This window comes from Leptospira alstonii serovar Sichuan str. 79601 (genome assembly GCF_000347175.1).
Lineage (GTDB): Bacteria > Spirochaetota > Leptospiria > Leptospirales > Leptospiraceae > Leptospira > Leptospira alstonii.
In genome coordinates this window covers 1-26,297 of record NZ_ANIK01000056.1, presented here as the reverse complement: position 1 = coordinate 26,297, position 26,297 = coordinate 1, and the positions used below count along the sequence as shown (strand labels likewise).

The window sequence follows — 26,297 nt, the reverse complement described above, 5'->3', positions numbered from 1 at the left end:
ATATGAATTACGAAAACGAATTTAATCTTGAAAAATTTTTTAATTATTCTTTAGACCTATTTGCCATCCAAAGAATGGACGGAACCGTTATTGAAGTAAATCCGTCCTTTCAACGGGTCCTGGGATGGCCGAGAGAGGAACTGATCGGCCGTTCCACCTTTCATCTTTTACATCCAGAAGAATTGGAATCCATCCAACATGAATTAGAGACTTCGGACCCAAGCGCGCCGAAATTATCGGTTCAAAGCCGCGTCCGTTGTTTCGACGGAAGTTATAAATATTTTGAATGGACCGGCTTTCCGGATTTAGAGTCCGGTTTAGTCTATATGACCGGAAGGGACATTACTGAAACCATCGAGTCGAACCGGAAAATCAGTCGTTTGGCGGTCGAACTCCAGGAAGCCAACGAGATGTTGTTCGAACAGGCATCGACCGATCCGCTTACAAAACTTAAAAACAGAAGGGCTTTTAACGAAGAATTGAGTTATCTCATCAAACTCACACAACGACAAGAAAACGTTCTATCCCTGCTGATGCTCGACGTAGACCATTTCAAGGATTACAACGACAAATTCGGCCATCCCGCGGGAGATCGGGTTTTAGCCGACCTGGCCTCTCTTTTGACCCGAACACTTCGCGGAAGCGATGTCTTGGCCCGTTACGGAGGGGAAGAGTTTATCATCGCGCTTCCCAATACATCCGAAGACAAAGCGATCGAATTGGCGGAAAAATTGGTAACCGTTACGAGAGAATTTGCATGGGAAAAAAGATCCGTTACCATCAGTGTCGGAGTAGCAACCGAAAATTTCGATAAGAACACACAAATTAAGAAATTCGATTATTCAACGTCTCTGATAGAAGACGCCGACAAGGCCCTCTATCATTCGAAAACGAACGGAAGAAACAGAGCGACACATAGCTCTCAAATACATTAATTGATTTGAATATGATATTTTTTTAAAATTAATTTGAACGTATCCAAGACGAACTATCGTTTTACGCGAATTCGATTCGAATAAAGTCAAAAAGGTAAAAAAAATCCGGCTATGCAATACGATTACGAAAAATTCTTTCACAATTCATTGGATATACTCGTCATAGCGCGGATGGACGACGGACACGTACTTCACGTAAACCCTTCCTTTCTGAGGATTTTCGGCTGGTCCGAAGAACAATTGCTCGGGTTAGGATCTTACAATTACCTTCATCCGGAAGATCTTTTATCCACTCAAAAAATTGCCGGCGATCTCGCATCCGGCTCCGCGATCGTTTCCTTTGAAAATCGTTATCGTTGTACAAACGGATATTACAGAACGTTGTCTTGGACGGCGGTACCGGAATATAAAAGCGGAATGGTTTATGCGATTGCGAGAGACATTACGGAAACGATCGAATCCAACCGCAAGATCGGTCAACTGGCAACGGAACTCAAAGAAGCGAACGATATGCTGTTCGAACAGGCTTATACCGATCCTCTCACAAAACTGAAAAACAGAAGGGCGTTCAACGAGGAATTGAATCGTTCGGTTCATTTAGCCCAAAAACATTCGAGCCATCTTTCCTTATTGATGATCGACGTGGATTTTTTTAAGAATTACAACGATCAATTCGGTCATCCCGCCGGAGATCGGGTTCTTACGACTCTGGCGTCTCTTTTAACTCGAACACTGCGTGGAAGCGACGTTTTGGCGCGTTACGGAGGAGAGGAATTCGTAGTCGCGTTACCCGACACTAACGAGGAAAAAGCGATCGAAGTCGCGGAACAATTGGTAACGATAATCCGAGAATTTTCTTGGGATCAAAGATCGATTACAATCAGCGTCGGAATTGCCACCTCGAATTTTGAGAAAAACGAACCGATTTTGAACGAAGATCGCGCAACTCACCTTATTGGAGAAGCGGATCGAGCCCTCTATCAATCCAAGGCGAGAGGAAGAAATCGCGTAACACACGGTTCTCAAATCGTATCGTCGGCGAAGTTCTAATAATTTAGGAAGAATTCGGAGAGAATTAAAATGAAAAACGATAACAAATGCGATTTTGAAAAATTTTACAAATACTCGTTGGATCTATTTTCCATTCAAAAATTAGACGGCACCGTTATATCCATAAATCCGTCCTTTCACAGGATTCTTGGCTGGTCGGAAGAAGAACTACTCGGACGAGATCCCTTTCATTTATTACATCCGGACGATTTAGAATCGATGCAAGAATTCAAACAATTGGACGGAGGAGTTCCTAGATCGTCCGTTCAAAATCGCTATCAATGTGCGGACGGAACCTACAAACACTTTTCATGGACCGGCTTTCCGGATCTGGAGGCCGGTTTGGTGTACATAACCGGAAGAGATATTACCGAGCTCGTCGAATCCAATCAAAAAATCAGTCAACTCGCTTCCGAACTCAAAGAAACGAACGATAAGTTGTACGAACAGGCCTCCACCGATCCTCTTACCAAACTCAAAAACAGACGTGTCTTTAACGAAGAATTGAATTGCCTCATCTAGCTTGCACAAAAACAAGGAAGTTCCGTGTCCTTGCTTATGATCGATGCCGATCGTTTTAAAAATTACAACGATCAATTCGGTCATCCCGCGGGTGATAAAGTTTTAATCAATCTAGCGTTTCTACTCAAGCAAACGCTTCGTACAAACGACCTCGCCGCACGTTATGGAGGAGAAGAGTTCATAATCGCGTTACCCAACACTTCGCAGGAAGAAGCCGTACAAGTAGCGGAAAATTTGGTCGCCGTTGTCCGAGAATTTGTATGGGAAAAAAGATCCGTTACCATCAGTGTCGGAGCGGCAACCGTAAATTTCGATAAAAATTCCCAAATTAATAAATTTGATTATTCGATAAACCTAATCAAAGATGCGGACAGGGCTTTGTACCATTCCAAAATCAACGGAAGGGATCAAGTTACGCATAATTTTCAAACTAAATCGTAACGATTTTTGATTTATTATCAATCAGGAGATACGAGTAAATATTCGCAAAAGCGTTATACTTATTAAACAAAATCAAATATGAACGATGAAAACCAATACGATCTGACTCAATTTTTTAGCGTCTCTTTGGATATGCTTTGTATCGCAGGAACGGACGGCTATTTCAAACTAATCAATCCTTCTTTTCAGAGAATTCTCGGATGGTCCGAAGAGATGCTTCTTACCCACACTTTCCTTGACTTTATCCATCCCGAGGATATTGAAGCTACTGTAAATGAAGTCGAAAAATTGAAATTCGGGGCCCCCACTCTTGCATTTTACAATAGATATCGTTGTGTCGACGGAAGTTATAGACACTTCTCCTGGAGCGCTTTCCCGAATCAAAAAACCGGATTGATTTACGCGATCGCGAGAGATATCACCGATCTCGTCGAGTCCAATCAAAAGATCAGTCAACTGGCAACAGAACTTAAAAACACAAACAATAAGTTGTTCGAACAGGCGTATACCGATCCTCTCACAAAACTGAAAAACAGAAGATCCTTCAACGAGGAGATGAATTATCTCATCAGTCTCACACAACGGCAAGAAAATGTTTTGTCGTTGTTGATGATCGACGTTGATCACTTCAAAGATTACAACGATCAATTTGGTCATCCCGCGGGAGATCAGGTTCTGACGACTTTGGCCTCTCTTTTGACCCGAACACTTCGCGGAAGCGACGTCTTGGCCCGTTACGGAGGAGAAGAATTTATCATCGCACTTCCCAATACATCCGAAGACAAAGCGATCGAATTGGCGGAAAAATTGGTAACCGTTACGAGAGAATTTGCATGGGAAAAAAGATCCGTTACCATCAGTGTCGGAGTAGCAACCGAAAATTTCGATAAAAACACACAAATTAAGAAATTCGATTATTCAACGTCTCTAATAGAAAACGCCGACAAAGCCCTCTATCATTCGAAAACGAACGGCAGAAATCAGGCGACGCACAGCTCACAACTCAAGAAGAAAAATTAAACGTCCGCTCGCAAAAATTGAATTTCGGCCGCTACGACACCTTTTTTTCCTTCAAAACGAGGTTTAAAAAAACGGCGGATTTTTTTGAACGGTTCTAGTTTTCTTTGCCCTGAGTGGAAATGAACGGTTCTTTAGGAGATAAAAAGTAACCGCTCAGACTCGCGATCAAAACGGGTGTAAAACTATAAAGGCCCGTCAATTCGGATAACAAAATCGTGGTTGAGATCGGCGTTTTAGTCACGGAAGAATTTACCGCTGCCATCAAACAGATCATCAGAAACGATTCGTTTTCGCTCGGAAAAAAATTGAACAGAAGTTTTCCCGCGCAGGCTCCGAGGAAAAACAGAGGTATGATCACACCTCCTCTCCAACCGCTCGCAACCGTGGTCGTAATCGCAAAGGTTTTCCAAAAAATCAGCGCGCACAAAAAGATCGGAGTAAATTTATCTTCCACGATTCGATTCATTTGATCGTGTCCGAAAAAACGGGTGAGTGGGATCTGCCAGACGATCAAACCCAACACGAGACCGCCGAATAACGTTTTCCAATAGATTTGTCCGGGAATTTTGGAATAAACCCAACGATTGACGATGAATAAGCCGTAAAACATCCATCCGAGAGCCGCCCCGCCCGCCCCTAACAAAAGAGCATATAAGAAATCTTGAATGTCTCCGGGAACGTATTGAGGAAGCTGCCAAGTGGGTTGTAAACCGATATGTGTCATCCAAAGAAAAACAAAAAACGCCGAAGTACTGGATAAAAACGCGGGAAGAAGAGCCTTATAATATTCCACGACGTGCCTGTGTTGTAAAATCTCAAGCGCGAATAACGCGCCTCCCAGAGGAGATCCGAAAAGAGAAGTAAAACCCGCGGCCATTCCGGCGATCGTCATCGAACGATATTCCTCTCCGGTTAAACCCAGTTTTTCCGCAAACCAATTCCCGAAAGAACCCGTAATCTGAACGAGAGGCGCTTCCGGGCCCGCGCTTCCCCCCGCGGAAATGCTCAAGATCGAAGAAAAAGCCATGGAAGGATTCTGGCCCGCGTCCAGTTTTCCGCCTCGAAATCGTATATTATCGATTACTAATGAGATTTCTCCCGGTTCCCCCAAAAAATGAATGATGAGCCCGATAAACAATCCGGTCGCCGTCATAAACGGTACGGTATAAATTCCGGAAATCGCCGAAGTAAAACGAGTGAGATATTCCAAAAACATCCAGAACGCCGCCGAAAAAAGTCCTCCCGCGATTCCTAAGATCACGTAAAAAAAAGTAAGCCTGGAAAGCATGAATGGATTTTTTCTGGAAAGAACCAGAATGGGAGACCGAAGCAGATTGACGATCGTGATCATAGATACGCCGTTAAACGAAAAGAACCTCTTCCTTATTGCCGGAAACGATTTCTCCGATTCTGTGAACGGATTCTCCCGTCGATTCTAAAAATTCTTGGGCGATATCCGAGTGTTCCTCGGAAACGACCAGCATATAACCGATTCCCATGTTGAACGTCGCAAAAAGTTCCATCTCGTCGAGTTTATGATCCTTTTTGATCCTCTCGAAAAAATATCCGGAAGGAATTTTGTCCTTATAGAATTTCGCCCGAGTTCCCTGCGGAAGAACTCTCGGTACGTTTTCCTGGTAACCGCCTCCGGTGATGTGGACCATTCCCTTGACCGGAACCTTTTGCAAAAGTTTTAATATACTAGATACGTAAATCCGAGTCGGTTTGAGTGCGTAGTCTTTTAAAAATTTTACCCGCTCCGGATCGGAAGGAAGATGTTTTCCGTCCTTCAATAAAAGTTTACGAATGAGCGAAAAACCGTTGCTGTGAGGTCCGCTGGATTCGAGTCCCAAAATTTTATCTCCCGGTCGGATCGTCGATCCGTCGATCATCAAATCCTTTTCGACCGCGCCGACCACAAAACCGGCGAGATCAAACTCGTCCTCTTCCATCGTTCCCGGATGTTCGGCGGTTTCTCCCCCCAGTAAGGCCGCGTTAGACAGCTTGCATCCCTGAACGATTCCGGCTACGATCCGATCCATCTTTTCAGGATTCAACTTTCCGCATGCGATATAATCCAAAAAGAAAAGAGGTTCTCCTCCGCAAACGAGTATGTCGTTCACACACATCGCCACAAGATCGATGCCGACCGTATCGAACGTATTCAACAGTCGCGCGAGTTCTATTTTTGTTCCGACGCCGTCGGTTCCGGAAAGTAAAACGGGTTGATCGTATTTTTTAAGGACGCTGACGTCGTAAGCTCCCGCAAAGCCGCCAAGACCGCCTAACACTCTGGGACCGTGTGTGGATTCTACGTTTCGTTTGATCTTTTGAACGAACTCCCTTCCCTTTTCCGTATCCACACCGGCGCTTTTGTATGTGATCTTTTCTTCCATTCTAAACGGTTCCGATTCTTTTTAGAATAGCCTTTAGAAAATCAAAATCCCTGCACACAAAAAAAAACCGGATCCATACGGGAAATCCGGCACTTAAGGACGAAGATTCGGGAATTCAGGAAATCATTTCATTTGGTCGATCTGTTCCATTGCGGCCAATTCTTCTTTGGCGGCGGCTCTCGCTTTCAAATCCTTCTCACCCGGTTTTAAATCCACTGCCTGTCCCGCTTCGATCAGAACTTTGGCGTTATCGGATTTACGAGTGATCTCTACGGCTCCCTCTCGTACCGCGAAGGTTCCGGTCTCGTCCTTACCGTTCACTCTTCCCCAGAACTGAGTTCCTCGAACGGCGGCGACTACGGTCGGAGTGTCCACGAGTAGGCTCTGACCTTTTGCGAGTTTAGCCGCCTTGATCAGAACGTTTCCTTCGGAAACTTGAAAGGATGCGCTGTCCGCATTGAGAGCGGCTAAGGTCGCCGTACTTCCGCCCAAAAGACGGAAACTTCCGAGTTTGGAAGTGAGATCCAAGACCGCGTCCGAATCCGTCTTTACGGATTGTTTTTCGGTCACGTTTGCAAGCGGGGAAAGGTCCTTGCCCGTTTCCACTACGGAAGCCTTTCCTTTGAGAAAGGTGACTACCGCGTCCGCGCTTTCGGCCGACTTGGGTTTACAAACGGTGAAAAGAAATAAAATCGAGACCGCGATTAATATACGGATCATATACACTCCGATTGAATCCTCTACAGAGGAGTTTTGGTATTATACTCTATATCGAAAAAAACGGATTCATTTTTTAGCATAAAGTTTGGAAATTTATTTTAAAAATTTTAAAATCGTTTTGGAAATTTATTTCCAAGAATAGGCTTGTCAAAAATTAGTGTGGTTCCTGTCGGAACGCTTGCGTTTTATTGTATGTAAAAACCAAACCACTCGCAATAACCCGCAACGAGTCAGAACGTGTCGTCCAAATTTAAAAGTTTTTCGGCGAGTCGGATATGAAACTCGTTTTCCCCGTTTAAAATCAGATTATAGGCCGATCGTTCTTTCCTACCGGAGTTCCTCTTTTCCGCTCCCAGGGTATTCAAGAGATGCCTGACCGTTCCCGGATTTCCGTCGTAGAGTTTCACTCCGGGAAAGTTGTTAAGGATTATTTGTTTTAGAAAAACGTAATGTGTACAACCTAAAACCAAGATTTCGATCGTTTGTTCCCAAAGATCGTTCAATATCGGAATCAAATAGTTTTCGGCGCCCGTAAAATCCCCGCGATCCACAAAACCGGCGAGACCTGGGCAGGAAATCGGAACGATCAACTCTTCCGCGTTCAGCTCCGCTTTCAGTTTCTGTAATTTTTCTTCCCTTTGTGTGACGGGAGTCGCGAGAAGCGCGACTTTTTTGCCGGGATTTTGCAGAACCGCGGGTTTGATCGCGGGTTCCATTCCGAATATGGGAATGGAAAATTCTTTTCGAAGAGTCTCCGCGGCGGCTGAAGTCGCGGTATTACAAGCCAACAGGATGGCGTTCACATTTTCCCGAACGAGACGCAAACATACGTTCCGAGTCAGTTCTAAAATCGCAGAAGCGTCTTTTTCCCCGTAAGGACTGTTCTTTAGATCTCCGTAATATACGATTTCGAAATCGGTTTCGTATTTTAGAATTTCCTTAAGAACGGACAAACCGCCCATCCCCGAATCCATAAGTCCGATCTTGAGCGGCCCTTTCAAATGCGAATTCCCATTTCCGTTTAAGATCTGCGTTAGGCGGAAGCGATATACTCGCCGATCTTATCTCGAAGAGTTTTGTAGATCCAATCGAACTTAGTTTCGTCCTCTTCGAGTAACGTTACCCGAAATCCGTCCTTTAACGTGCAAAAGGCCGAGAGAGGAACCACACAAATCCCGGTGGAAGCCAAAAGATAATATACGAATCTTCTGTCGTTTGCGGCGGAAGCCAAAAGGGGTTGGATGAATTCGTCCGCCTTCTTGTTCTCCACGTTCAACTTCATGGAGGAATTCAATACGTCCTCGTCAAACGCCACGGTTAGATAAAACGCCCCCTTGGGTTCCACGACCTTTACGCCTTTTAATCCGGCAAAGTATTCGGTCGCCGCGTGCGCTCGTTTTTTGAACTTTTCGTTTCTTCTTTTCAAATGAGGAATAAAATCCGGATGGGAATACACCTCCGGGATCGCCATCTGAGGCAAAGTCGTAGAACATACTTCGAGCATCTTGGCGTCTAACAACGATTTTATGTAACGGCTGAATACCGGATCCTTGTCCTTGTTGAACACCTCCAACCACCCGCAACGACCGCCCGGCCAAGGAAATTCCTTGGAAATGGATCGGAGCGCCATTCCCGGAACCTTGTCTCCGATGACCTCCGAAAGATGAAGAGGTCCGTGATCCGAATAGTTCACGTGCGCGTAGGTCTCGTCGCATATTAGCATAAGATCGTATTTTTCGCAGATGGAAACGATCTTTTTCATTAGAGTTTTATCATATACTGCGCCCGTGGGATTGTCCGGGTTGATGAGTAGAATTCCGGCGATGGAATCGTTGTAACGCACCTTGTTTTCGATCTCTTCCAGATCCGGCATCCAATTGTGTTCCGGAAGAAGGTTATACGTTAGGTGTTCATATCCGCTGTGTGCGGCTTCCGCGGAGGAAATGGTGGAATACGCGGGGCTCGGTCCCAACACTCTCGCTTCCTTTCTCATAAAACCGAAAATTTTTGCGACCGCATCCCCGAGTCCGTTGAAGAAAAAAAGATCGTCCGCGGTGATCTGGGCCCCTCCTCTTTCGTTCACTTTTTGGGCGAGGAATTTACGAGTAGGCTCGTGACCTTGCGTGGCCGTATAAGCCCAAGACTTGTCTTTCATCACCAGGCCCGATACGATTTCTTTCATCCAATCGGGAACGGATTCCCCTTTTAAAATCGGATCTCCTATATTTTCGTAGGTGATCCGAAGGCCCAGAAGCTCCAATTTTTTTGCGACGGCTACGATCTGTCTGATTTCATAGATCAGAGCGTCCGCTCCGCTGTGAACGATGTTTCTTCTCATCCCGTCTATCCTCTAAAAAATTCCCACTCGTTATTTCTGAATCAGTTTAACCGGCAGTTCCAACATCGACTTTTCCCGGTAGATACGGAGCTTGATCTTGCCCCCAAGTCCCACTATTCCAACCTGTTCGCGCAAATCATTAATATTTTTGATCGGAGTTCCGTTCGCTTCCAGAATAAAATCGTAACGTTTGATTCCTCCCAGTTCGGCGGAAGACTGAGGATCCATATCGTAAACCAAAACTCCCGTCCAAGACTCCGGAATTCCCAATGCGATCCTATGATCCGGAAGCGGAACCGTCGCCATCACTCCGAGAATCGCCGGACGAATATGTCTGCCTGGACTCGACTCGATCATTCGTATGATCTTAAGCGCGTAGTTACTCGGAATCGCAAAACCGATTCCGGAGTTCCGACCCGTTTCACTTCGGATCAATCGATTGATTCCGATCACTTCTCCGTAAATATTTAAGAGCGGTCCTCCGCTGCTTCCGGGATTGATCATACTGTCGGTTTGAATATGAGTTTGTCCGGTCTCGTCCAAGTCTTCCCTGTACTTTGCGGAAACGACTCCCACGCTGAAGGAACGTTCCAAACCGAAGGGAGAACCGATCGCTATCGCCCAGTCTCCGACTTCGATTTTATCCGAATCGCCGAATACAACGGCGCGCAGTCCAGAACCTTCTCTGATTTTTAAAAGGGCGATGTCCGCGCGTTCGTGACTTCCGACGTACTTTGCGGAATGAACGCTTCCGTTGGATGTGATGACTTCGATACTTTCCGCACCTTCGATAACGTGATAGTTCGTGACGATATAACCTTTTTCATGAACGAAAAATCCGCTTCCGAAAGAAGCCAGTCTTTCGTTTCTAAAATCGAAGTAGTGATACGGGCTTACGATTGATTCGCTTTTTTTCGTTCGAATGGAAACCACCGAATCCTTGGCGAAATGATAAACGTTTCGAAAAGAATTTTGAATTTCGATCGCCGACTTTTGTTCGCGGGCGCTGATCGGTCTTTTACCGGAGAAAAGAGAAGACAACGAACAATCCTTCGGAAAAATCAGAATCGATACGAGGACGGCGATTAAAATTCCGTTGATGACGACTACATTTGGGAGTGAACGTATAAATTTCATGTTAGAATCTAAATTCAATTCTCTCCGTTCGACGAACAAGTGTAAATCGAAAACCGGAATCCCATTCGGAAGAGTTATAGGAAGAATCTTAATCTTATTCGTTCTTTGTTTGACTCTCGAAGGATGTGTGGGTTATCTCTGGCATTTGGGAACGGGACAACTGGGCATTTTATTAAAACGAAAATCGATTCCGTCGATTCTCCAAGACGCGAACGCGAAGGACGAATTAAAAACCAAACTGCAACAAGTCGAAACGTTTCGAGAATACGGAATCAAAGAATTGGCTCTGAATCCTTCCGCCGGGTTTAAAAGTTTCGTACAGTTGGATCGGAAAGAAATCGGTTGGCACGTTGCGGCTTGTTATCCTCTCAAACTGAAATCTTATACTTGGTGGTTTCCGATTGCGGGGACCGTTCCCTACAAAGGTTACTTTGATTTGGAAAAGGCGAAGGAAGAGGAAAAATTACTCAAAGAAAAAGGATTGGATACGAGGATCCGAATTACCGCGGGTTATTCCACTCTAGGTTGGTTCGAAGATCCGATTTTTTCCTCCCAGTTGGACGATACGAAATCGTACGAAGTAGCCTCGCTTGTGTTTCACGAAATGGCGCACGCCACCGTTTACTTTCCGGGCGATTCTTCGTTTAACGAAAGTTATGCGAGCTTCGTGGAGGAGGAAGGAGCCTTTCATTATCTGGAATCCGTAGAAGGAAAGGAAAGTCCGATCAAAAAGGAAATTCTTCTGCACAAGGAAGAATCGCGGAAATTCAGGAAACTCCTAGTTTCCACGGCGGGCAAATTGCAAATGTTATACGATTCGGAACTGGACGACGCGCAAAAACTGGAAGGTAAAAAACGGATCTTAAACGAATTCAAAAACTCTCTTCTTGCCGCAAAACAAGAATTCAAAACGATTCACATCGACAAACTCGCTTCTAAAAACTGGAACAACGAGGACTTTGTGGGTTATCTTCGCTATCATTCCGGTTCCGATTTTTTTCACAAAGAATTCGAAAAAGCGGACCGTAACTTCCCAAAGTTCCACGAAAGAATGAAGGCCCTCGTCGATCTTTCGAACGAGGAACGTAAGAAATTGCTGGAGTCCAATCCGTTGCAAACGGAATAAACGGTAGAGGCGCGCACTTCTTGAAAATATCCGACTTCAAGCAGATCCATTGGAGTTTATATCCGGGCAATCCCGTATTGGAAAGCCCGCGTTTCACTCCGCTTATCGCAGACCCGTCGTTTCTGGAAAGATCCGAATCTCCGGACGGTAAATTTCATCTTTTCTGTCATACTCTCTTCGGCATACATCGGTACGCGTCCGACGACGGGCTCAAATGGGATAAGGGCCGCCTTTTATTCCGACACGCGATGAGGCCGTTTATATATAAAGAAAAAGGAATATTCTATTTATTGTATGAACGATATACCCCGTTTCAGATCGTTTTTTCCTGGTTTACGTTTTGGAAATGGAACTCGCAGATTGAAATGCGGACCTCCGGCGATCTGAAAACCTGGTCGGAGCCGAAAACGATCCTTCGACCGTCCCTGGATTGGCACGCAGATCCGCGTTATGGTAAATCGATCGGCAATCCCTGTCTTGTAAAGGCGGACGGCAAATATCGACTCTATTACAGCGCGTCGCTCACCTTAATTCCCGATTGCGGATTTTGCGAACCGACCTACGTCGGCGTTGCACAAGCGAATGAAATCTCGGGACCCTATGAACCTTTCCAAAGTCCGTTGATCTCGCCGGACACTTCCTGTCGCAACCTGGCCGCAGGCGCCGTCAAAGTTCTTAAAACGGAGGACGGATACGTAGGTTTTGAAAACTGTATCTACCGAAATTCCGCCGGTCGCTCGGGTTCCGCGATCTATCTGTTGCGTTCTTCCGACGGGCTCGCCTGGGATTTTCTTTCGCAGAAACCGATTCTTGCGCCGACTTCCGGTTGGATGAGGAGCCACATTTACGCCTTAGACGTAAAGTTTCATTCGACGCAAAAGAGATGGTTCCTTTACTTCAACGCTCGAAACGATTGGCACTGGACCAAAGGGAAGGAAAAAATCGGATTATTGGTCGGGAAAAGCGAATAACGCGCCTCGGATGCGGGTCTACTCCGGAACTCTCATTTTTAATAAGACGATATGTTTGTAAAAAAGTTTCCCAATTATCCCTTATAGGACATATGAAATGGTGGATGATTTAAACTAACTAATGAATTATGAATTTAATTCCAGAAAATTTTACCAAAGAAGCTATCTTAAAAAGGCATAAAAATTACCGACTTGATGCGAAAGAAAATACAATTGAAGATCGTCTTTTAGAATTTTTAAAAGATAAAAGAATAGATTTTATTCATTATCAAGATGGTAAAGATAAGAACACATGTCAGATAGGGCTAAAGATCACATTTCCAGATATAAAAGAGAATCTAGACTCAGTCTTCCTTAAAGAAGAACTTTTTTGTTTATATGTGGATGTAGCCGATGGATTAGTTTCTAATAAGAAATTTTAAAATCCTCTTTGTTTAAATTCTTCGATAGTTTCTTTTGGTGTCTCAAAAACTTGCTCGATTAGATCTACATCGATTTCATACGGCTTGCTATTTATATCGATAAGAAAAAACCTAAACAATAATGACTCATTATTGGTTGGAATTTTTTCATTGTCCCTTATCTTCCCTATGATTATACCTTCGTTCCGAACTGATATTGTAATTATATCATTATCTAAAGTCCTCCTAAAAGTTAAAAGACTATTAATTACTCGAACATGCTCATTCCGATCTGAAATATCATCGTTTTTCATTGCCAATGATTAATATGGTAAAAATTAAATTGTCAATTAAATTTATGCTTAATGATTTCCCAAAAGACATCGGAGAATATGGTTTTTTAAGCCTAATTAGTATGCTTTAAAACTACTATGTAAATATGGAAAAAAACTTAGAACTCTTCTCACAAACAATAAAAGAATTCCTCGCTGATAAAGATATTAAGATTACTCACACTCATGCCTTTGGAAGTGATCCTGCCGATCACTTTGATTTAAAAATCAGAGTTTTTTATAGAGGAGAAAGTTCTCCTGAGAATCATGAGGATTATATAAAATTTATGGATTTAATCTGGAGTGTGTATGTAGAGAAAAATATATCAAAGAGTGAACAGTCTCAAACCCATTTAACCGATTCTATCAATTTAAAAGAACATGTTTGATTCTCTTCTTGGCTATGATAAGTTAAAATACCTGAAACTTCATCTGCATCAAATGTAAATTCCAAAAATTCTCCGATAATAGCATTGTAAATATTAGATATATGTATTGTAATTTGATCACCTTTCCTAAACTTTTCAATGCAACTTTTAATCGCACGAACATGGCGTTGATCTAATTCTTTATCTGTATATTTGTTCATAATTAGGTATCCCAAACTACTTTTAAGTTGTTTAATAAAACCCATTTTTTCTCAATTATCCAAACAAAACATTAAGAAATTAAGCTAAAAACTAACAATCTCAAATCCATTTTTATCTACTAATCTAACTACCTATGGAAAATACTAAATCTGAAGTTAAAGAGTCTTTACTTGAGCTATTGAAACAAAACAATAAAAGTACCTTCTTAATTAAATACTCTCATAGCTTGGAAGCAGATGGATTTATTCTTGAAGTTTTAGTAAAATTTGATGGATTACCCTTTTCTCCTGAGAACAATAAAATAGAAAATGATCTATTTAAAATTTTACAGAGAATAGATAACTAATTATTGCTTTGCTTCTTTATATCAATAATATTCAAAAAGTTAATACTTTTTTCTTCACCATCTGACAATGTAAGAATCAAAAAAGCTTCAGTTGTAGCATACCCTAAATTCGGATTTGAAATAGAGAACGTTTTATATACACCAGAAATAGAAATACCGTTGGTTAACATTACTTCCAAAGTAATAGTAGATAAAGATACAAATCCTTGTATTCTTTTCCTAATCCTTTCTATTCGCTCCCCATCACTTTCGGGACCTTTATCTGGAAGTGCTGCACTTGCTGGTTTATTATTCATCATACATTTTTACATCCATTATTATTTTGATTTTATTTTAGACAAAAACAATATACGAAGATTTAAATTGTCAATAGTATTTGTATTTAATGATTTCCCAAATAAGACATTTGAAAATGTGGTAAATTACCATTTCAGTAGAATTTTGACTTCAACTAAGATATTATGAATCCAGCAATAGAAATAGACAAAGAAGAATTAAAAAAACGATTTGAAGTATCTGGAATACTCCCAGAACAGATTGAATTAGTAATGGATGTTTTTGAACAAAGCTCGGTCCCTCTGAAAATTTCATTCCCATTTGAAGAATTTATAAAAGACGTTTTTACCTTAAAAATCGTCACCCATGATTTGAAAAAAAATGATATAGAAAATGGTAAATTCTATGTTGATACTTACAACTTTAGCTTTACTAGTGAGAATGGAGAGAATTTCATTCCTATAAATTATTTGAAAATGCCAGAATTTGATTTAAATAATTTACGTGAAGATTATATAGAAATAAAGTTAGGTGTATTAGACAATCCGATTACAATAAGAGATATAATACCCAATTAGAAAAATCTAAATTAAAGATTTTTTTCGATATATTTATAGCCTAAATCAGTTAAAAATATCGAATCGTCTTGCCCTCCCATAACCAACTTATCAATGATAAGTTGGTTTATAGCTTCTATAATATCGTTATTTGCCTCAATAGGACCTACTAATTAAGATGAACTTAAATTTATGGATCAAAATCAAGAAATAACACCTGAACGAATGCAACAAATCTTAACTTCTGGGACAATACCACAGGTTTATTTAATTCTGTAACAATAGCCGGGCTGATATCGATAATAATTTTCACAGAAAATATTCTCCAAATGACGCATTTAGAATATTCAAACTATTGAAATTTTAATATTATGTGTCAATTTAAATTCTTTACGAAAATTGATTTACATTTATCAAGGATCAATGATCGAAGAAGCCGCAATTAATCAAGTTAAAAGAAGATTATTAGAATTAGCAAAAATCCATAATTCTCATCAAAAAGGAGTCCCGTTAGATACTACAATAATTATGGGATATTTTAGGAATAGCCTCAATGGTCGGATACCTACTAATTTTGACAGGTAAATGCTATTTTTTGATAAATTTCCCAATTATCCCAAAATAGGACATTGAAAAATTAGGCTAAAATTAGTTAATTAATAACATTAGCAATATTTGGTCTGTATTTATTATTTTTTATTAAGGCGTCTGCTTCCAAGGGGAAATTACTGACAATCGCCCAAGCTTTGTATGATATAGGATCATTACTATTTCCAGCATCAGTTAAAATATCTGATGCGAGTACATTTTCCGTAAAGAGCCTATTTATATGGAAATCCAATTGTTCATCGGAAACTTTTTTCAAAAGTTCATCGACCTTTTTGTGTCTTGAATGAGTTGAATCTGCCTCAGCCTTAAACAAGGTGGCTCCTATCGCAAGCTCTTTTACTTTATTTAACCAGTCTCGAATGGATAGTATACCTATATCGAAAAAAGACATATTTAAATTTCTAACAAACGCTTCAGAAGCAAACGTGGCTAAAAACGCATAAGCAAAACTTGATTTTAGATCATTAGACATTTTATCTTTTAAAATAGGAAAACACAAAATCGAAGCCAGCATATTAACTATTGACGAGACTACTAAATATAATATTGATGAAAAATTAAGAAGGGAACTGAATGATGATTTTGAGCTGTGTATTAGCTCAAGTGCAACTTTCACTAAGGTAAAAAGAAATACATACGCACTAATAGAGGGGATATCCAATTGTATCTACTCAATCCGTCATTTAGTAATTTTTAATTTATTTAATTCTCTTTCGGCAGATAAGCCATTAGCAGTAATGAAAATTGAATCAAAGTCTTCAAATGGACTAGTTCGACTTGAATTAATATAGTTTGATTCTTTTAATTTAGAGACTAGCTCAGATAGTTTATTTCTAGTTAATCCGGTTCTCGCCTGTAAGGATCGACGAACAATTGCTCTCTCTTTTGAAATAGTCTTGAGGACTTCCATCATCTCAGGATCACTAAGTAAATCTGTTAATTTAATCTTATCCATACAACCCCCCCCCCCTTATTATATATTTAGTAGATTCTTAGGTCAATAGAAAACTTTAATAAATCTCCCCTTAGTATAAATATAAATAGTAAGGTAAGAATTATATTAATTTCCCTCCAAATTTCACACATCCAATAGATCTTTCGGTTTTACTTTCAACCTCTTCGATATCTTAAAAATAGAACGTACCGATGGGTGGGACTGCCCATTCTCGATATCTTGCACCGTCCGGTAAGAAATAGCATAGTCTCCTTCGTCCATCGCTTCCTGAGTAATGCCTTTCGCTACCCGGATTTCCTTTATTTTCTGTCCAACTTTCCGGATAAATTCTTCATATTCCACACACGAAATTATGTGCCCTACTTGACATTTTAAACACACAGATTTTCGTGTGTCAATCGAATGTAGCACGGAAAAACGTGCGTAGATAGAGGCTTGGAATGATCTTAAATGATAGAAATGTCTTATGTATATTCAAATCACCACTTAAACATTTTAGAATTCATAAGAGACTCTTAACTTCAGAAGTTTTTTTAAAAGTTAAAGTTCTCAATGAAGTCCGATTCCTTATAGTTCCCTTCTTAATTATAATGATTCGAGACCTTCGTCTTTTTATAGAACCTCAATTGTGGGCGGAAGAAGGAACAATTTATTTTCGAGAAGCGTATCTTTACGGATTTAAAACGATCTTCAAACCCGAACTCGGATATTATTCCCTACTTCCCAGAACGTTCTCGTATGTAAGCAGCCTACTTCCTTTGGAAACGGTTCCGATGTTTATGATCCTGTTTTCCCTCTCCATCTGGTTGGTTCCTCATATTTTGATTAGCTTATCACAAAACGAACGTTTACATTCTTTTAAGAATAAGATAATTTGCTCATTCACGTTAATATTATTAACCGGGCCCTCGGAAGAAATTTTTCTAAATTCGATTAATTTGCATTTTGTCGTTCCGTGGATATTGATTCTGATCGGCATGGATAACTTGAATCAAATCTCAAAAGCACGTAATATTCTATATGTTTTTTTATCCTGGATTGCATTACTGAACGGCCCAGTCGCCATCTTTGTCTTACCAATCTATATATATTTAGTCCTATCTCAGAAAAAATATAAATTTTTAATATTCAGTTTATTTCCAGTTCTCATTCAGATATATTCAATTTTCATACTTAATAACAATAACTCTCTTCACAATAGATTCAGCTTCTCGATGGAAGAGTTTAATCTTGTTTATTTTTACAGGATCTTATTAGGTTCCTTTGTTGGAGAAATCGGTAGTAGATATTCGATCTTGAATTTAATAGATATTCAATCGTGGATAAAACTAAAAAACGTATTGTTCCTATTCTTTACAGGTTTGGTTTTGTTTGCAATTAAAGAAAGAGATAAATTTGCAAGTTCTTTGATGATCGGCTCTGCGACTGTTTCTATTTTAACTTATATATTCGCGGTGAATCCAAAGTATCCCGATTTGTTGATTGGAGGAGGAAGATATTTTTATCTTCCGAACACGATGTTAGTGATCGGATATTTATTTTTCTGTTTCAAGAAAGTCAATTTTAGAATTCCCGCTACCCTAATATACGTGATCCCTATTATTCTATCATTGTTTTCTTCCGGCATCTCTTATTTTAACAAATCCAGTTATTGCTTGGATTGTGCTTCCTGGAAAACCGAAGTACATCAAAATTTCCGGCAAAATAAAAAAATCCAAATATCGCCGAAGGGTTGGATCATTGATTTTAATCAATGAATTATTTGATTCGGAATATAATAGAAACATGAAATAATAAATTCTATTCTCTTTTATTATATAATGAATGCTTAGTTTTTTATACTTTTAATAAAAAAGATTGACAATCTGATTTTGCGTATATCCATTTTGCTATTATGAATATAGATGACCATAATAAATATGTAAATATCATAAAAAGTGAAATCAATTTGCGAAGAAAAATTGATAGAGAAGTAATAACTATCCTTACGAATTCCAATGAAATTGTAACAGGAAAAATAAATTCATTTGAAAAAATAGACTCTGATAATCTCTATCTAAATTTTGAATTAGACCTCATTATACCTGGCCCACATTTAAGAAAGTTCAATGTTATTGATATAAGTGAAATTCTGCCTTCATCCCAAGTAGATATTGAAAGTCTTAATTCTTCTGTTTTCGAGAATTGAAATCCTAACTAATTCCTCCATGGGCATCTATTAGAATACTAGATATTTCTTCTGAAATGAAAAAATCTTCATCTGTATTGGGAAGAGCTATTTCTAAGGTTAATATGATTTTATCTTTGGGATAACCTAAGCCAGTAATCTTAAATTGTTTGTCTTTTAAAAATTCAACGATTCTTGTTTCTGTAGATTTATTTGTATCACGAAGTGCTCGTTTCCTATGTCTCTCTAATATGGCATCTTTAGCAATAAGATCTTCTGTTAGCATCTTTTTAATCCTGTGATTTGATATTTAAATAGTAGCAAAATTACTCTTTAAATTTTTTCCTACCTTTCGTTACTTTTTCATATTGAGAGATTGCTAATTCAACCCACAAAATTAGCTCAGGATTACTTCTGAGCTTTTCTGTTATTTTCAGGATCTTTTTTTCTTGAGCTTTTGAGAGTTTTTTCTCTGCTTCTCCCATTTTTGTCCATTCCGTCCTTATAATATTGCTTATGGGCAAGGGTAGTCAAACCACTATAGTCAGAGCAATCGGAATTTCTTTTCTGGAACTAATGGAAAGGTTTCCTACAGAAATGGATGTAATTGACTATTTTCTTCATATCAAATACCCCAAAGGTGTTCGCTGTTCCCATTGCGATTCTAAAAGAGTTGTACACAGGAAAGAGACTCCGCGAAAATTCCAATGTAATTCATGTAACAATTCTTTCAGTATTTTTAAGTCCTCTATCTTCAAGGATTCAAAATTAGATTTAAGAAAATGGCTTTATGTAATTCATCTTGTAACAAATGCAAAGAAAGGAATGTCAGCTTGTCAAGTTCATAGAGAGATTAGAGGGTCTTATAAAACGAGCTGGAGAATGGTTCATCAAATCCGTAAGGCCATGGGACAGGTTACAACTAAGAATGTTTTCAAAGCAATTTTTGAAATCGATGAAGCATATGTTTCCACTAGTCCTAAAATTAAACAAAAACCAAAAAGAGGTAGGGGAACTTTAAAGACACCTATTGTTGGTGTATATAATCGTGAAAAAGATAAAATTTATGCAACTGTCGCTCTTCCAAATAAGCTAGGTCAGAAATTAACTGGAAAACAGCTTTTAGAAATATTAGAAAAAGTAGCAACTAAAGACTCTACAATTATGACTGATGAATTTAAATCTTATAAGATTCTTGATAAGAGAGGTTACGAGCATCAAAAGATAAATCATAGTCAACATCAATATGCATTTAACGGAATCCATGTAAATAATGTGGAAGCATTTTGGTCAATATTTAAAAGAGGCTTGGTCGGTTCTTTTCATCATGTATCAGGTAAGTATTTGCAAGCTTATATTGATGAATTTACTTTTAAGTTCAATAATAGGAAGAATAAGAAGATATTCTATGAGTTATTAGAGAGGAGTTTATTAGAATAAAATGTTTGACTCATTCTAATGCCATTATACAAATCCTAAATTATGGATTTACTTATTTCTTTTGACGCACACAAGATCCCAGACAGCAAAGAAGCTTCGATAGAAGCTTATAAAGAATTCTATGAAAGTTTAAAGGATCTTTGTTTATCAATTATTCATCCTTATAATGACGATAAGATACCAAGATCTACTTGTTTTTTAAAAGGTATCAAGACTGAAAATCTGGAAAGTTTTGAAAGAAATCTAAGACAAATTGCTAATAGTTGTGAATTAGATCTTAGGAAATTACTATTGCTGAGGCTTGACGATAAAGAGTATCAGTTCAAACTTCCTTGAAGTTATTCACATAGCCCTTACAAAATTGAACAGTAATATCTAACATTTTTCGATAACTACCTTTATAATAAGGACGTTCTTGGTTATGCTGATGTATGATCAATTTACCAGCAGGGTCGGCAAATCCACCCATAATCGCTGTATGATCTTCAAAAACTATGCCATCTTCAATAGATGAAAAAGGTCTGCCGACTAATGCCTTTCTTATTGCGAGTCGTAATTCTTCAGCGATTTTATCTGCATATTCTTCAGTGATTATTAGTTCCATATTCCATTAGTTGGGCAAATTTCAGAAATTCATTCTTCAATGATTCCCACTGATAGAATTGTAGGAGTTAAAAAGTATGCCCAAAAGCAAAGGATCGATATCTGACATCACGAATTATCTCACTCAAGAAGATTGGAATCTTACGTAATTCTCAGTAAATCCGAGGCTCCTTAACGCTTACATTGACATCCATCTACGTTTACAATTGCCAACTGATTTACCTAAATCTAAGGAAAACGAAGTAAAGTTGGCTCGATGGATTGAGTTGGTAAATCTGTATCATTCGGTGCGATAAGAAGAAACTCAATTTTAGCCTAATTTTCTAATGTCCTATAAGAAAATGTAATCTAATTTTATTGACATTTCCTAACAACAATTCAGAAATTAATTTCTGAATTATTAACTGTAATAATCAAAATGAGTGAAACATATAAAGATGAGGCGAATAGACTATCTTCAAAGTTAAGTGAAGAAATTTATCATACTCGGCAAGCTACCCTCCCTTGGCAAAGTGGTATTTCAAACTATTTTAAAAGAGAATTAACAATAGTATTATTTGACAATGAATACTTGCCCTGGGCTTTATGGAAATGTTCTGGTTTAGAAGCAGTTCCTTTATCATTTGGTATTCCGAATAATTCCATTGAACAATTTAATTCAGAAATTAATAAAGAGAATGTATGGTTTTTTGTAGCATTTGTTTACGAACAGCCCATTGCAACGCAACTTACAAGACTTCCGTTTGTAATTTTAAAAGCTTCACTTCTTCCAATGGCTAAATGGGTTGCCACTCTGGATCTTCAAAAATAACTTATAAACCCAGCTATCTTGCATTCGAGATAATCTTTGATGAATCTTATAAGCTTCTTTTAAGTAATGATTTTCTTCATCATTATTCTTATTATGGATATTATCTATAAGAATATCCAAAACTTGTTCTTGAGATTTATCCATATATAGTTAGTATAAAAAAAATTATGAAAGACAAATCCTATGTCCTATAAGGGAAATAAAATAGAAAACAAATTGACAACTTAAATCATATAAATGAATTTTAATGTTCTATGATAGAAAAAGAAATTATGATTTCATATAGATATACATTATGTAATAACGAAGAATGTTTAAAACTCGAAAGGTATTCGTCTAATTTGAGTCCTCCAGTATTCTGTTCAAAATGTAAATCAATAACAATCACTAAATGTTTTTCTTGTGGAAGTTTTTATACAACCAACTCTCCTGTATGCGTTCAATGCGGCGACGATGCTTCACACGATATACAAATGGTCGTGAGTCTCCTTCTGGCTCCCCATATATCTCTCGTACGTCAGAACGAATCTTTTCAGGAATTCCCGGATTTTCAGCGAAAAGTTTTCCTAGAAGAATATCAGGAGTATATACCCTTTTTGAAAGTTCATAAAGAAAAATCCCTAGAGGATAAGCTGAAACTACTTCAGAAAATTTGTCCAAAATCTTGCGAAGATAATATCTTAAATGTAAATACCTATTATGGAAAATCTTACACTCATTTGGTAAATAAATACCGTAATGCATATAAATAAATCTTCCTGCTTCTCTAGGTGTAACTTCTAATGCTTCCATAAATATATTAGTAAGGTTCATATTATTATTAAGGACTTCGAAAATGGATAATCTTACTCTATTTTTAAGATTTCAAAGAGGTTGAAAGTAAAGCCTAAAGATCTATTGGATGTTTGACGATTAAATCCACGAGGCAATTGCTAATTCAACAATTCGAGCTTTCATAAGATGTCGAACTTTTTGGCCCCAACCCTTACTCTCTAATTTTTCCACTGGATTTCCATCAATAGTAATTTGAAATTCACAGTGAGAGAAATTAACCATTAACGGTTTGTGAAGAACGATTACTTTAAATTCCTTAGTTTCTTCTACGGACGGCTTCCCTGGTAAGGTTTTAGGAAATTTACCAACATGATTATGAAAATCTTTGACCTTTAAACCAAAAAATCTTCGTTTATTTTCAATAAAAAATCGAATATCTTTTGATTCTATAAATTCAGTTGCATTACTCTCATAAAAAGGAGGAGGAAACGGATCTAAAACCTTAATTTTTATATCCTCTGTTCTAGATGGAGGCATTTTATTTATGGAATACCGCGTGAACTCTCCCTCTTCTTTTGCAATAATTGCAGGGTTTAATTTTTCTTCAATCAGCATTGGTTCATTAAGATCACATTCTGTAAATCTCAATAACCAATGATCTTGATACTCTAAATTGTCGAAATTATAAAGCTGGTATCCAGGCTTTGGTAGAAGGTGATTTGGATACATTTGATTTTTGATCTGAAATCGAATTAAGAGATCTAGCAGAAACTCTAGGAGCCGTTTTAGGAATATGATTCTCATCGTTAATTGTAGTTTTTTGAATAAAGGCTTTTAAACTATTTGCAATCTCATTAATAAGGCCGAACTCATTTGCAATATTTTCTTTATTATGAAAAATTGTCATGGCACATTCAAGAGAATCATCTGCATTTTCGGAAGAGGGAAAAATTTCAAAATGAATACTATAGTTGGTTCCATAGTTCCCTATAAGATAAACCGACGGATCTGGACAAATCTTCACATGTTCTTGTCCATTAAGAATATCATACATAATACTGAGAAATTCATTGAACTTCTTTTTTAAATCTTTTTTGATGGTTTCACTTGAAATTTTCTTCAATTCAATATCAAATAAATATAATAGTCGCTTTTGATATATTTTATTTGATACTGAAATTAGATCATTAGAAATTATTGTTGAGTAAAAAGTAAGTGAATTGAAGATCTCTTCCATAATTTATACTTTGCTTAAACTCCCTTTTTCTAAATTGGAAACAAAATCTTTAGCATTATTTTCACAATTTTCCCATTCTAATTGAAAATTAATTTTCAAATCACCTAATGCCGTATTTACAAAGTCATAATTAAAGTTAAATGAAAAAACGGCCTGATCCTCTGAACTTATGTCCAGATTGATTGTTGCAATAGAATTATTATATGTTTTTTGAAATGCTAAGTTAATTAGATCGGGGACTGCATCCCATAAAATTCTTGTTAAATATTCTTTGTATATGTTAGGTTTCGTTACTATATTAAAGTTAAATCCAAGTGCTTGTCCCTGAATATAGCGAAGATTCTTACAATAGCTGTTTAAAATGTGAACTAATTTCTCTTTAGAGTTGCTAAGAACCTGGAATCTATTTGGATCAACAACAATTTTCTCACCTGATTCCAGATGTAATTGCGACAAGCCAGGTGTAATTATAAGGTTTTCTTTTTTAATTTCTGAAGCGTCATTAATTACGCCTACGCTTTTCCAGAAATCTTCTACTACCACGGTAGGGTTGTGATTTTGAGCTAATAATACAAATGAAAGATTTGTTAGGTTCATTTGGGCAGGTTTATGAGAATCTTAAAATTAAATGAGAGAAATTATCGAACTCTGAATTTGGGGAAATTCCGCAAAAAGGCATATCCATGTATATTTTCACCAGTAATTTTACCAATTTAAACAAACTCTTACAAGGGTTCTATAGAGCGAATCTACCTAAAAATGACCTAAAATCCTATAACTAACTTATAGACCCAGATATATTGTACCCAGATCTTTGTAAAATATCTTTTTTGCTCTAAATTGCTCTTTTTAACTATAAATAAAATACGTTATAAATGTATCTAATTTATAGTTAATCTCCCAATTAATTAGTAAGACTTTTCAATCAGAAGAATTTTCATCTATAGGGCACATTCCTCTATGTCCTATTCGGGATAATTGGGAAAAGTTTTATTCCAGATCACCGACTTAAAGCCGTGTGCATCGCCCCTCCTCCGGACACTGATTTACGGATGCGCCGGTCGGGTATTCTCCTGTACCTCTTCTGTCTTCGCCTTCTCCGGTGCAATTCCTGTTAGCAATTACGAAGTCGAAAGTATTGTGGTAAACCCCAGCTAATTGTATCGTTGTAAATCCTGTCAGAGTCCTACTCGATTCCAGTCTATTTATTACCTGGAGCGGATCGCTGGTGGGTGTTAAATCGTTCCTGAACAGGTCAAATCCCGGCCAAAACGAATACGAATACGAATTCGTTGTAATTACCACGATCCCCTGAGAGGTCCTAAGAATCGGAACGGCATGCCCTGATATCGTTCCATCCGTATCACGTTGCCATAATAATCCCAGCCAAATGCTTCCGGTGGGAGAATTTATAAGTGTGTTAATGTGGGATCGTATCGCGGACCGAGTAGAGTATTCGTTAGAAAGAATCCAGTTGTACTGAGGCAACATAGTTCTAGCCGATGCCAATGCTAACTGTACGGTTCTCCTATTGGCGGGACCGTATATTCTAGGAATATCCGTCAGCAACATATCCAACAGCGGATAACGTTGTCCAAACGAGACGAAAGGATCCACATTGAAGTTGGTATCGAAAAAGTAACCTCCACTCTGAAGAGGTCCTTGAGAATGATACTCCTGAAGCTCAGCTATCATCTGAAAGCTATGAAGCAGACAAACGCCGCACATCCCATGGGCATCGCCCTCACCTACGGGTCCAACCGAAACCGCTATCGCAAATAGTCTTCGAATCCACTCATCCGTTAATTGAAAATCGGACGGTAAGGTTCTTTTTACCCTTTTATATGCAAGACTTCCCTTGTTACCGGCCGGACAATACTGTCCTGTCTTACCGAGATTGCCCGCCGTGTAACGCGCCCAATCCAGTAAATTTTTATCAACGGTAAACAGAGAGGTCGGACTATTGGCGGTATCTTTTTCCAAATAAGAAGGTTTAGCTGCATATGCAACGCCCCAATTCGATCCATACCTGGTAACTCTTAGGACATTACCTTTGTAGTCGGTGATCATCCCTCCCTCGTCGGTTTCAAGTTGGACGTTCCAATAGGCGGGATTATCCTTACTGATCGCTGCGTCGCTGCACAATCCCCATTGAACCCAATTCCATTTATTATCATTCACCTTAGAATACATACAATAGAGAGATCCGTTAGCGGGATTATATTGAGCGAGATGTCCGCTTTCTGGATTGTAGTAAATGGACGTGGTATTTTTTTCAGAGCCTTTGGAGTTAATGAAGTAGCGGTCGTTTCCCAAGTTCCAAGCTATGAAAGTTTTAATGCTGATGTTTCCGGGAGTGGCCACGGTTTTCGTCCAGTCGTCCATCGAAGAGTCTAAGGTGTGGTTATAATTGTCCTTAGAGTTTCTTGAGATATAGCCGTACCATTGGTATCCTTCAAACGATAAAACCCATCCGCAGTCCAAAAGGAATTATCCTTTAGGATCCATCTCTGACGAGGTTCATTGATAACACAAGGTCTGAG

The 26,297-nt window shown here is 38.7% G+C and carries 31 protein-coding genes and 2 pseudogenes; 13 read left to right on the top strand and 20 right to left on the bottom strand.

The genetic code is table 11. From position 1 onward, the window contains the following. Positions 1-2 precede the first annotated feature (2 nt). From LEP1GSC194_RS11970 to LEP1GSC194_RS11955, 4 genes and pseudogenes are all read left to right on the top strand, one after another. Positions 3-935, top strand: a complete 933-nt coding sequence (locus LEP1GSC194_RS11970) for a sensor domain-containing diguanylate cyclase (protein WP_020773836.1) — start codon at positions 3-5, stop codon at positions 933-935. A 111-nt stretch (positions 936-1,046) separates the two neighbouring features. Continuing rightward, the gene (locus LEP1GSC194_RS11965) at positions 1,047-1,985 is read left to right on the top strand and encodes a sensor domain-containing diguanylate cyclase (protein ID WP_017809581.1); all 939 of its coding nucleotides are present in this window, start codon (positions 1,047-1,049) and stop codon (positions 1,983-1,985) included. A 30-nt stretch (positions 1,986-2,015) separates the two neighbouring features. After that, positions 2,016-2,948: pseudogene (locus tag LEP1GSC194_RS11960) on the top strand (sensor domain-containing diguanylate cyclase). Between the two features lie 78 nt (positions 2,949-3,026). Beyond that, positions 3,027-3,968: a sensor domain-containing diguanylate cyclase gene (locus LEP1GSC194_RS11955; RefSeq protein WP_020773816.1), complete on the top strand. Its 942-nt coding sequence runs from the start codon at positions 3,027-3,029 to the stop codon at positions 3,966-3,968. 94 nt (positions 3,969-4,062) lie between these two features. Here the strand turns inward: LEP1GSC194_RS11955 and LEP1GSC194_RS11950 are convergent, their stop codons facing one another. The 6 genes from LEP1GSC194_RS11950 to LEP1GSC194_RS11925 all read right to left on the bottom strand — a co-directional run bounded on the left by LEP1GSC194_RS11950 (position 4,063) and on the right by LEP1GSC194_RS11925 (position 10,559). Next, entirely contained in the window at positions 4,063-5,256 is a 1,194-nt protein-coding gene (locus tag LEP1GSC194_RS11950; protein WP_173644584.1) for a chloride channel protein, read from the bottom strand. Positions 5,257-5,329: 73 nt separating this feature from the next. Beyond that, entirely contained in the window at positions 5,330-6,364 is a 1,035-nt protein-coding gene (gene purM / locus LEP1GSC194_RS11945; protein WP_020773879.1) for a phosphoribosylformylglycinamidine cyclo-ligase, read from the bottom strand. 123 nt (positions 6,365-6,487) lie between these two features. Further along, the gene (gene lsa19, locus LEP1GSC194_RS11940) at positions 6,488-7,096 is read right to left on the bottom strand and encodes an adhesin Lsa19 (RefSeq protein ID WP_173644585.1); all 609 of its coding nucleotides are present in this window, start codon (positions 7,094-7,096) and stop codon (positions 6,488-6,490) included. Positions 7,097-7,314: 218 nt separating this feature from the next. Continuing rightward, positions 7,315-8,085 carry a glutamate racemase gene (murI, locus tag LEP1GSC194_RS11935; protein ID WP_020773806.1) on the bottom strand — a complete coding sequence of 257 codons (771 nt, stop codon included), beginning with the start codon at positions 8,083-8,085 and terminating at the stop codon, positions 7,315-7,317. Positions 8,086-8,117: 32 nt separating this feature from the next. Further along, complete coding sequence (locus LEP1GSC194_RS11930; protein WP_020773804.1) at positions 8,118-9,422, bottom strand: pyridoxal phosphate-dependent aminotransferase; 1,305 nt, start codon at positions 9,420-9,422, stop codon at positions 8,118-8,120. A gap of 30 nt (positions 9,423-9,452) precedes the next feature. Further along, entirely contained in the window at positions 9,453-10,559 is a 1,107-nt protein-coding gene (locus LEP1GSC194_RS11925) for a S1C family serine protease (RefSeq protein ID WP_020773847.1), read from the bottom strand. On the opposite strand from LEP1GSC194_RS11925, the gene LEP1GSC194_RS11920 reads away from it, so the two are divergent. The 3 genes from LEP1GSC194_RS11920 (at position 10,558) to LEP1GSC194_RS11910 (ending at position 13,078) form a co-directional block, all read left to right on the top strand. Further along, positions 10,558-11,685, top strand: a complete 1,128-nt coding sequence (locus LEP1GSC194_RS11920; protein ID WP_017809955.1) for an aminopeptidase — start codon at positions 10,558-10,560, stop codon at positions 11,683-11,685. The genes LEP1GSC194_RS11925 and LEP1GSC194_RS11920 overlap by 2 nt on opposite strands. Positions 11,686-11,705: 20 nt before the next feature. Beyond that, positions 11,706-12,656 (top strand): glycoside hydrolase family protein, encoded by a 951-nt coding sequence (locus LEP1GSC194_RS11915; RefSeq protein ID WP_020773885.1) that lies wholly within the window; start codon positions 11,706-11,708, stop codon positions 12,654-12,656. 128 nt (positions 12,657-12,784) lie between these two features. Further along, positions 12,785-13,078 (top strand): hypothetical protein, encoded by a 294-nt coding sequence (locus tag LEP1GSC194_RS11910; protein WP_036042583.1) that lies wholly within the window; start codon positions 12,785-12,787, stop codon positions 13,076-13,078. On the opposite strand, the gene LEP1GSC194_RS23105 is transcribed toward LEP1GSC194_RS11910, so the two are convergent. Next, on the bottom strand, positions 13,075-13,377 hold the full coding sequence (locus LEP1GSC194_RS23105) for a hypothetical protein (RefSeq protein WP_232424465.1): 303 nt from the start codon (positions 13,375-13,377) through the stop codon (positions 13,075-13,077). The two genes, LEP1GSC194_RS11910 and LEP1GSC194_RS23105, sit on opposite strands and share 4 nt — an antisense overlap. A 119-nt stretch (positions 13,378-13,496) precedes the next feature. Here LEP1GSC194_RS23105 and LEP1GSC194_RS21425 point away from each other — a divergent pair, with 119 nt between their 5' ends. Next, positions 13,497-13,778, top strand: a complete 282-nt coding sequence (locus LEP1GSC194_RS21425) for a hypothetical protein (protein WP_081605091.1) — start codon at positions 13,497-13,499, stop codon at positions 13,776-13,778. Here the strand turns inward: LEP1GSC194_RS21425 and LEP1GSC194_RS23100 are convergent. Beyond that, on the bottom strand, positions 13,733-14,023 hold the full coding sequence (locus LEP1GSC194_RS23100) for a hypothetical protein (RefSeq protein WP_036042578.1): 291 nt from the start codon (positions 14,021-14,023) through the stop codon (positions 13,733-13,735). The genes LEP1GSC194_RS21425 and LEP1GSC194_RS23100 overlap by 46 nt on opposite strands. 89 nt (positions 14,024-14,112) lie before the next feature. Between LEP1GSC194_RS23100 and LEP1GSC194_RS11895 the strand changes: the two genes are divergently transcribed. Continuing rightward, positions 14,113-14,325, top strand: a complete 213-nt coding sequence (locus tag LEP1GSC194_RS11895) for a hypothetical protein (protein ID WP_036042576.1) — start codon at positions 14,113-14,115, stop codon at positions 14,323-14,325. Here the strand turns inward: LEP1GSC194_RS11895 and LEP1GSC194_RS11890 are convergent. Beyond that, entirely contained in the window at positions 14,322-14,624 is a 303-nt protein-coding gene (locus tag LEP1GSC194_RS11890) for a hypothetical protein (RefSeq protein WP_036042575.1), read from the bottom strand. The genes LEP1GSC194_RS11895 and LEP1GSC194_RS11890 overlap by 4 nt on opposite strands. A 162-nt stretch (positions 14,625-14,786) precedes the next feature. On the opposite strand from LEP1GSC194_RS11890, the gene LEP1GSC194_RS11885 reads away from it, so the two are divergent. Beyond that, complete coding sequence (locus LEP1GSC194_RS11885; protein WP_036042573.1) at positions 14,787-15,179, top strand: hypothetical protein; 393 nt, start codon at positions 14,787-14,789, stop codon at positions 15,177-15,179. Positions 15,180-15,810: 631 nt separating this feature from the next. Here the strand turns inward: LEP1GSC194_RS11885 and LEP1GSC194_RS11880 are convergent. The 5 genes from LEP1GSC194_RS11880 to LEP1GSC194_RS22675 all read right to left on the bottom strand — a co-directional run bounded on the left by LEP1GSC194_RS11880 (position 15,811) and on the right by LEP1GSC194_RS22675 (position 19,374). Further along, entirely contained in the window at positions 15,811-16,239 is a 429-nt protein-coding gene (locus tag LEP1GSC194_RS11880) for a hypothetical protein (protein WP_017808400.1), read from the bottom strand. A gap of 207 nt (positions 16,240-16,446) precedes the next feature. After that, a complete protein-coding gene (locus LEP1GSC194_RS11875) occupies positions 16,447-16,722 on the bottom strand; it encodes a hypothetical protein (RefSeq protein WP_036042569.1) in 276 nt (91 codons plus the stop codon). A gap of 123 nt (positions 16,723-16,845) precedes the next feature. After that, a complete protein-coding gene (locus tag LEP1GSC194_RS11870; RefSeq protein ID WP_016753132.1) occupies positions 16,846-17,064 on the bottom strand; it encodes a helix-turn-helix domain-containing protein in 219 nt (72 codons plus the stop codon). A 1,850-nt stretch (positions 17,065-18,914) separates the two neighbouring features. After that, complete coding sequence (locus LEP1GSC194_RS11855; protein WP_036042564.1) at positions 18,915-19,175, bottom strand: hypothetical protein; 261 nt, start codon at positions 19,173-19,175, stop codon at positions 18,915-18,917. Between the two features lie 40 nt (positions 19,176-19,215). Then, positions 19,216-19,374 carry a hypothetical protein gene (locus tag LEP1GSC194_RS22675; RefSeq protein ID WP_020773819.1) on the bottom strand — a complete coding sequence of 53 codons (159 nt, stop codon included), beginning with the start codon at positions 19,372-19,374 and terminating at the stop codon, positions 19,216-19,218. A 31-nt stretch (positions 19,375-19,405) separates the two neighbouring features. Here LEP1GSC194_RS22675 and LEP1GSC194_RS11850 point away from each other — a divergent pair, with 31 nt between their 5' ends. Together LEP1GSC194_RS11850 and LEP1GSC194_RS11845 are read left to right on the top strand one after the other, a co-directional pair. Further along, on the top strand, positions 19,406-20,329 hold the full coding sequence (locus LEP1GSC194_RS11850) for an IS1595 family transposase (protein ID WP_020773849.1): 924 nt from the start codon (positions 19,406-19,408) through the stop codon (positions 20,327-20,329). A gap of 42 nt (positions 20,330-20,371) precedes the next feature. Beyond that, entirely contained in the window at positions 20,372-20,665 is a 294-nt protein-coding gene (locus LEP1GSC194_RS11845) for a hypothetical protein (protein WP_020773902.1), read from the top strand. Here the strand turns inward: LEP1GSC194_RS11845 and LEP1GSC194_RS11840 are convergent. After that, positions 20,652-20,933 (bottom strand): hypothetical protein, encoded by a 282-nt coding sequence (locus tag LEP1GSC194_RS11840; protein WP_036042561.1) that lies wholly within the window; start codon positions 20,931-20,933, stop codon positions 20,652-20,654. The two genes, LEP1GSC194_RS11845 and LEP1GSC194_RS11840, sit on opposite strands and share 14 nt — an antisense overlap. Before the next feature lie 417 nt (positions 20,934-21,350). Here LEP1GSC194_RS11840 and LEP1GSC194_RS11835 point away from each other — a divergent pair, with 417 nt between their 5' ends. Beyond that, on the top strand, positions 21,351-21,743 hold the full coding sequence (locus LEP1GSC194_RS11835; RefSeq protein WP_036042558.1) for a hypothetical protein: 393 nt from the start codon (positions 21,351-21,353) through the stop codon (positions 21,741-21,743). A gap of 387 nt (positions 21,744-22,130) precedes the next feature. Here LEP1GSC194_RS11835 and LEP1GSC194_RS11830 read toward each other — a convergent pair whose 3' ends face one another. The 5 genes and pseudogenes from LEP1GSC194_RS11830 to LEP1GSC194_RS11810 form a co-directional block, all read right to left on the bottom strand. Next, a complete protein-coding gene (locus LEP1GSC194_RS11830) occupies positions 22,131-22,535 on the bottom strand; it encodes a hypothetical protein (RefSeq protein WP_155826380.1) in 405 nt (134 codons plus the stop codon). Positions 22,536-22,655: 120 nt separating this feature from the next. Further along, on the bottom strand, positions 22,656-23,132 hold the full coding sequence (locus tag LEP1GSC194_RS11825) for a hypothetical protein (RefSeq protein ID WP_039947313.1): 477 nt from the start codon (positions 23,130-23,132) through the stop codon (positions 22,656-22,658). A 67-nt stretch (positions 23,133-23,199) separates the two neighbouring features. Continuing rightward, complete coding sequence (locus tag LEP1GSC194_RS11820; RefSeq protein WP_036042550.1) at positions 23,200-23,754, bottom strand: hypothetical protein; 555 nt, start codon at positions 23,752-23,754, stop codon at positions 23,200-23,202. 3 nt (positions 23,755-23,757) lie between these two features. Beyond that, the gene (locus tag LEP1GSC194_RS11815) at positions 23,758-24,351 is read right to left on the bottom strand and encodes a hypothetical protein (RefSeq protein ID WP_020773851.1); all 594 of its coding nucleotides are present in this window, start codon (positions 24,349-24,351) and stop codon (positions 23,758-23,760) included. A 411-nt stretch (positions 24,352-24,762) separates the two neighbouring features. Next, positions 24,763-26,297: pseudogene (locus LEP1GSC194_RS11810) on the bottom strand (DUF1561 family protein); the annotation flags it as partial.

What these genes read in the sequence shown, in the direction of transcription:
- LEP1GSC194_RS11815 (WP_020773851.1), bottom strand. Translation starts at nt 24,351, where the DNA reads ATGAACCTAACAAATCTTTCATTTGTATTATTAGCTCAAAATCACAAC.
- LEP1GSC194_RS11895 (WP_036042576.1), top strand. Translation starts at nt 14,113, where the DNA reads ATGGAAAATACTAAATCTGAAGTTAAAGAGTCTTTACTTGAGCTATTG.
- LEP1GSC194_RS11885 (WP_036042573.1), top strand. Translation starts at nt 14,787, where the DNA reads ATGAATCCAGCAATAGAAATAGACAAAGAAGAATTAAAAAAACGATTT.
- purM (WP_020773879.1), bottom strand. Translation starts at nt 6,364, where the DNA reads ATGGAAGAAAAGATCACATACAAAAGCGCCGGTGTGGATACGGAAAAG.
- LEP1GSC194_RS11890 (WP_036042575.1), bottom strand. Translation starts at nt 14,624, where the DNA reads ATGATGAATAATAAACCAGCAAGTGCAGCACTTCCAGATAAAGGTCCC.
- LEP1GSC194_RS11910 (WP_036042583.1), top strand. Translation starts at nt 12,785, where the DNA reads ATGAATTTAATTCCAGAAAATTTTACCAAAGAAGCTATCTTAAAAAGG.
- LEP1GSC194_RS22675 (WP_020773819.1), bottom strand. Translation starts at nt 19,374, where the DNA reads ATGGGAGAAGCAGAGAAAAAACTCTCAAAAGCTCAAGAAAAAAAGATC.
- LEP1GSC194_RS11850 (WP_020773849.1), top strand. Translation starts at nt 19,406, where the DNA reads ATGGGCAAGGGTAGTCAAACCACTATAGTCAGAGCAATCGGAATTTCT.
- LEP1GSC194_RS11965 (WP_017809581.1), top strand. Translation starts at nt 1,047, where the DNA reads ATGCAATACGATTACGAAAAATTCTTTCACAATTCATTGGATATACTC.
- LEP1GSC194_RS11855 (WP_036042564.1), bottom strand. Translation starts at nt 19,175, where the DNA reads ATGCTAACAGAAGATCTTATTGCTAAAGATGCCATATTAGAGAGACAT.
- LEP1GSC194_RS11970 (WP_020773836.1), top strand. Translation starts at nt 3, where the DNA reads ATGAATTACGAAAACGAATTTAATCTTGAAAAATTTTTTAATTATTCT.
- LEP1GSC194_RS11845 (WP_020773902.1), top strand. Translation starts at nt 20,372, where the DNA reads ATGGATTTACTTATTTCTTTTGACGCACACAAGATCCCAGACAGCAAA.
- LEP1GSC194_RS11920 (WP_017809955.1), top strand. Translation starts at nt 10,558, where the DNA reads ATGTTAGAATCTAAATTCAATTCTCTCCGTTCGACGAACAAGTGTAAA.
- LEP1GSC194_RS11820 (WP_036042550.1), bottom strand. Translation starts at nt 23,754, where the DNA reads ATGGAAGAGATCTTCAATTCACTTACTTTTTACTCAACAATAATTTCT.
- LEP1GSC194_RS11835 (WP_036042558.1), top strand. Translation starts at nt 21,351, where the DNA reads ATGAGTGAAACATATAAAGATGAGGCGAATAGACTATCTTCAAAGTTA.
- LEP1GSC194_RS11955 (WP_020773816.1), top strand. Translation starts at nt 3,027, where the DNA reads ATGAACGATGAAAACCAATACGATCTGACTCAATTTTTTAGCGTCTCT.
- LEP1GSC194_RS11930 (WP_020773804.1), bottom strand. Translation starts at nt 9,422, where the DNA reads ATGAGAAGAAACATCGTTCACAGCGGAGCGGACGCTCTGATCTATGAA.
- LEP1GSC194_RS11840 (WP_036042561.1), bottom strand. Translation starts at nt 20,933, where the DNA reads ATGGAACTAATAATCACTGAAGAATATGCAGATAAAATCGCTGAAGAA.
- LEP1GSC194_RS11925 (WP_020773847.1), bottom strand. Translation starts at nt 10,559, where the DNA reads ATGAAATTTATACGTTCACTCCCAAATGTAGTCGTCATCAACGGAATT.
- LEP1GSC194_RS11830 (WP_155826380.1), bottom strand. Translation starts at nt 22,535, where the DNA reads ATGGAAGCATTAGAAGTTACACCTAGAGAAGCAGGAAGATTTATTTAT.
- LEP1GSC194_RS23100 (WP_036042578.1), bottom strand. Translation starts at nt 14,023, where the DNA reads ATGGGTTTTATTAAACAACTTAAAAGTAGTTTGGGATACCTAATTATG.
- LEP1GSC194_RS11825 (WP_039947313.1), bottom strand. Translation starts at nt 23,132, where the DNA reads ATGCTGATTGAAGAAAAATTAAACCCTGCAATTATTGCAAAAGAAGAG.
- LEP1GSC194_RS21425 (WP_081605091.1), top strand. Translation starts at nt 13,497, where the DNA reads ATGGAAAAAAACTTAGAACTCTTCTCACAAACAATAAAAGAATTCCTC.
- LEP1GSC194_RS11880 (WP_017808400.1), bottom strand. Translation starts at nt 16,239, where the DNA reads ATGTCTAATGATCTAAAATCAAGTTTTGCTTATGCGTTTTTAGCCACG.
- LEP1GSC194_RS11875 (WP_036042569.1), bottom strand. Translation starts at nt 16,722, where the DNA reads ATGGATAAGATTAAATTAACAGATTTACTTAGTGATCCTGAGATGATG.
- LEP1GSC194_RS11950 (WP_173644584.1), bottom strand. Translation starts at nt 5,256, where the DNA reads ATGCTTTCCAGGCTTACTTTTTTTTACGTGATCTTAGGAATCGCGGGA.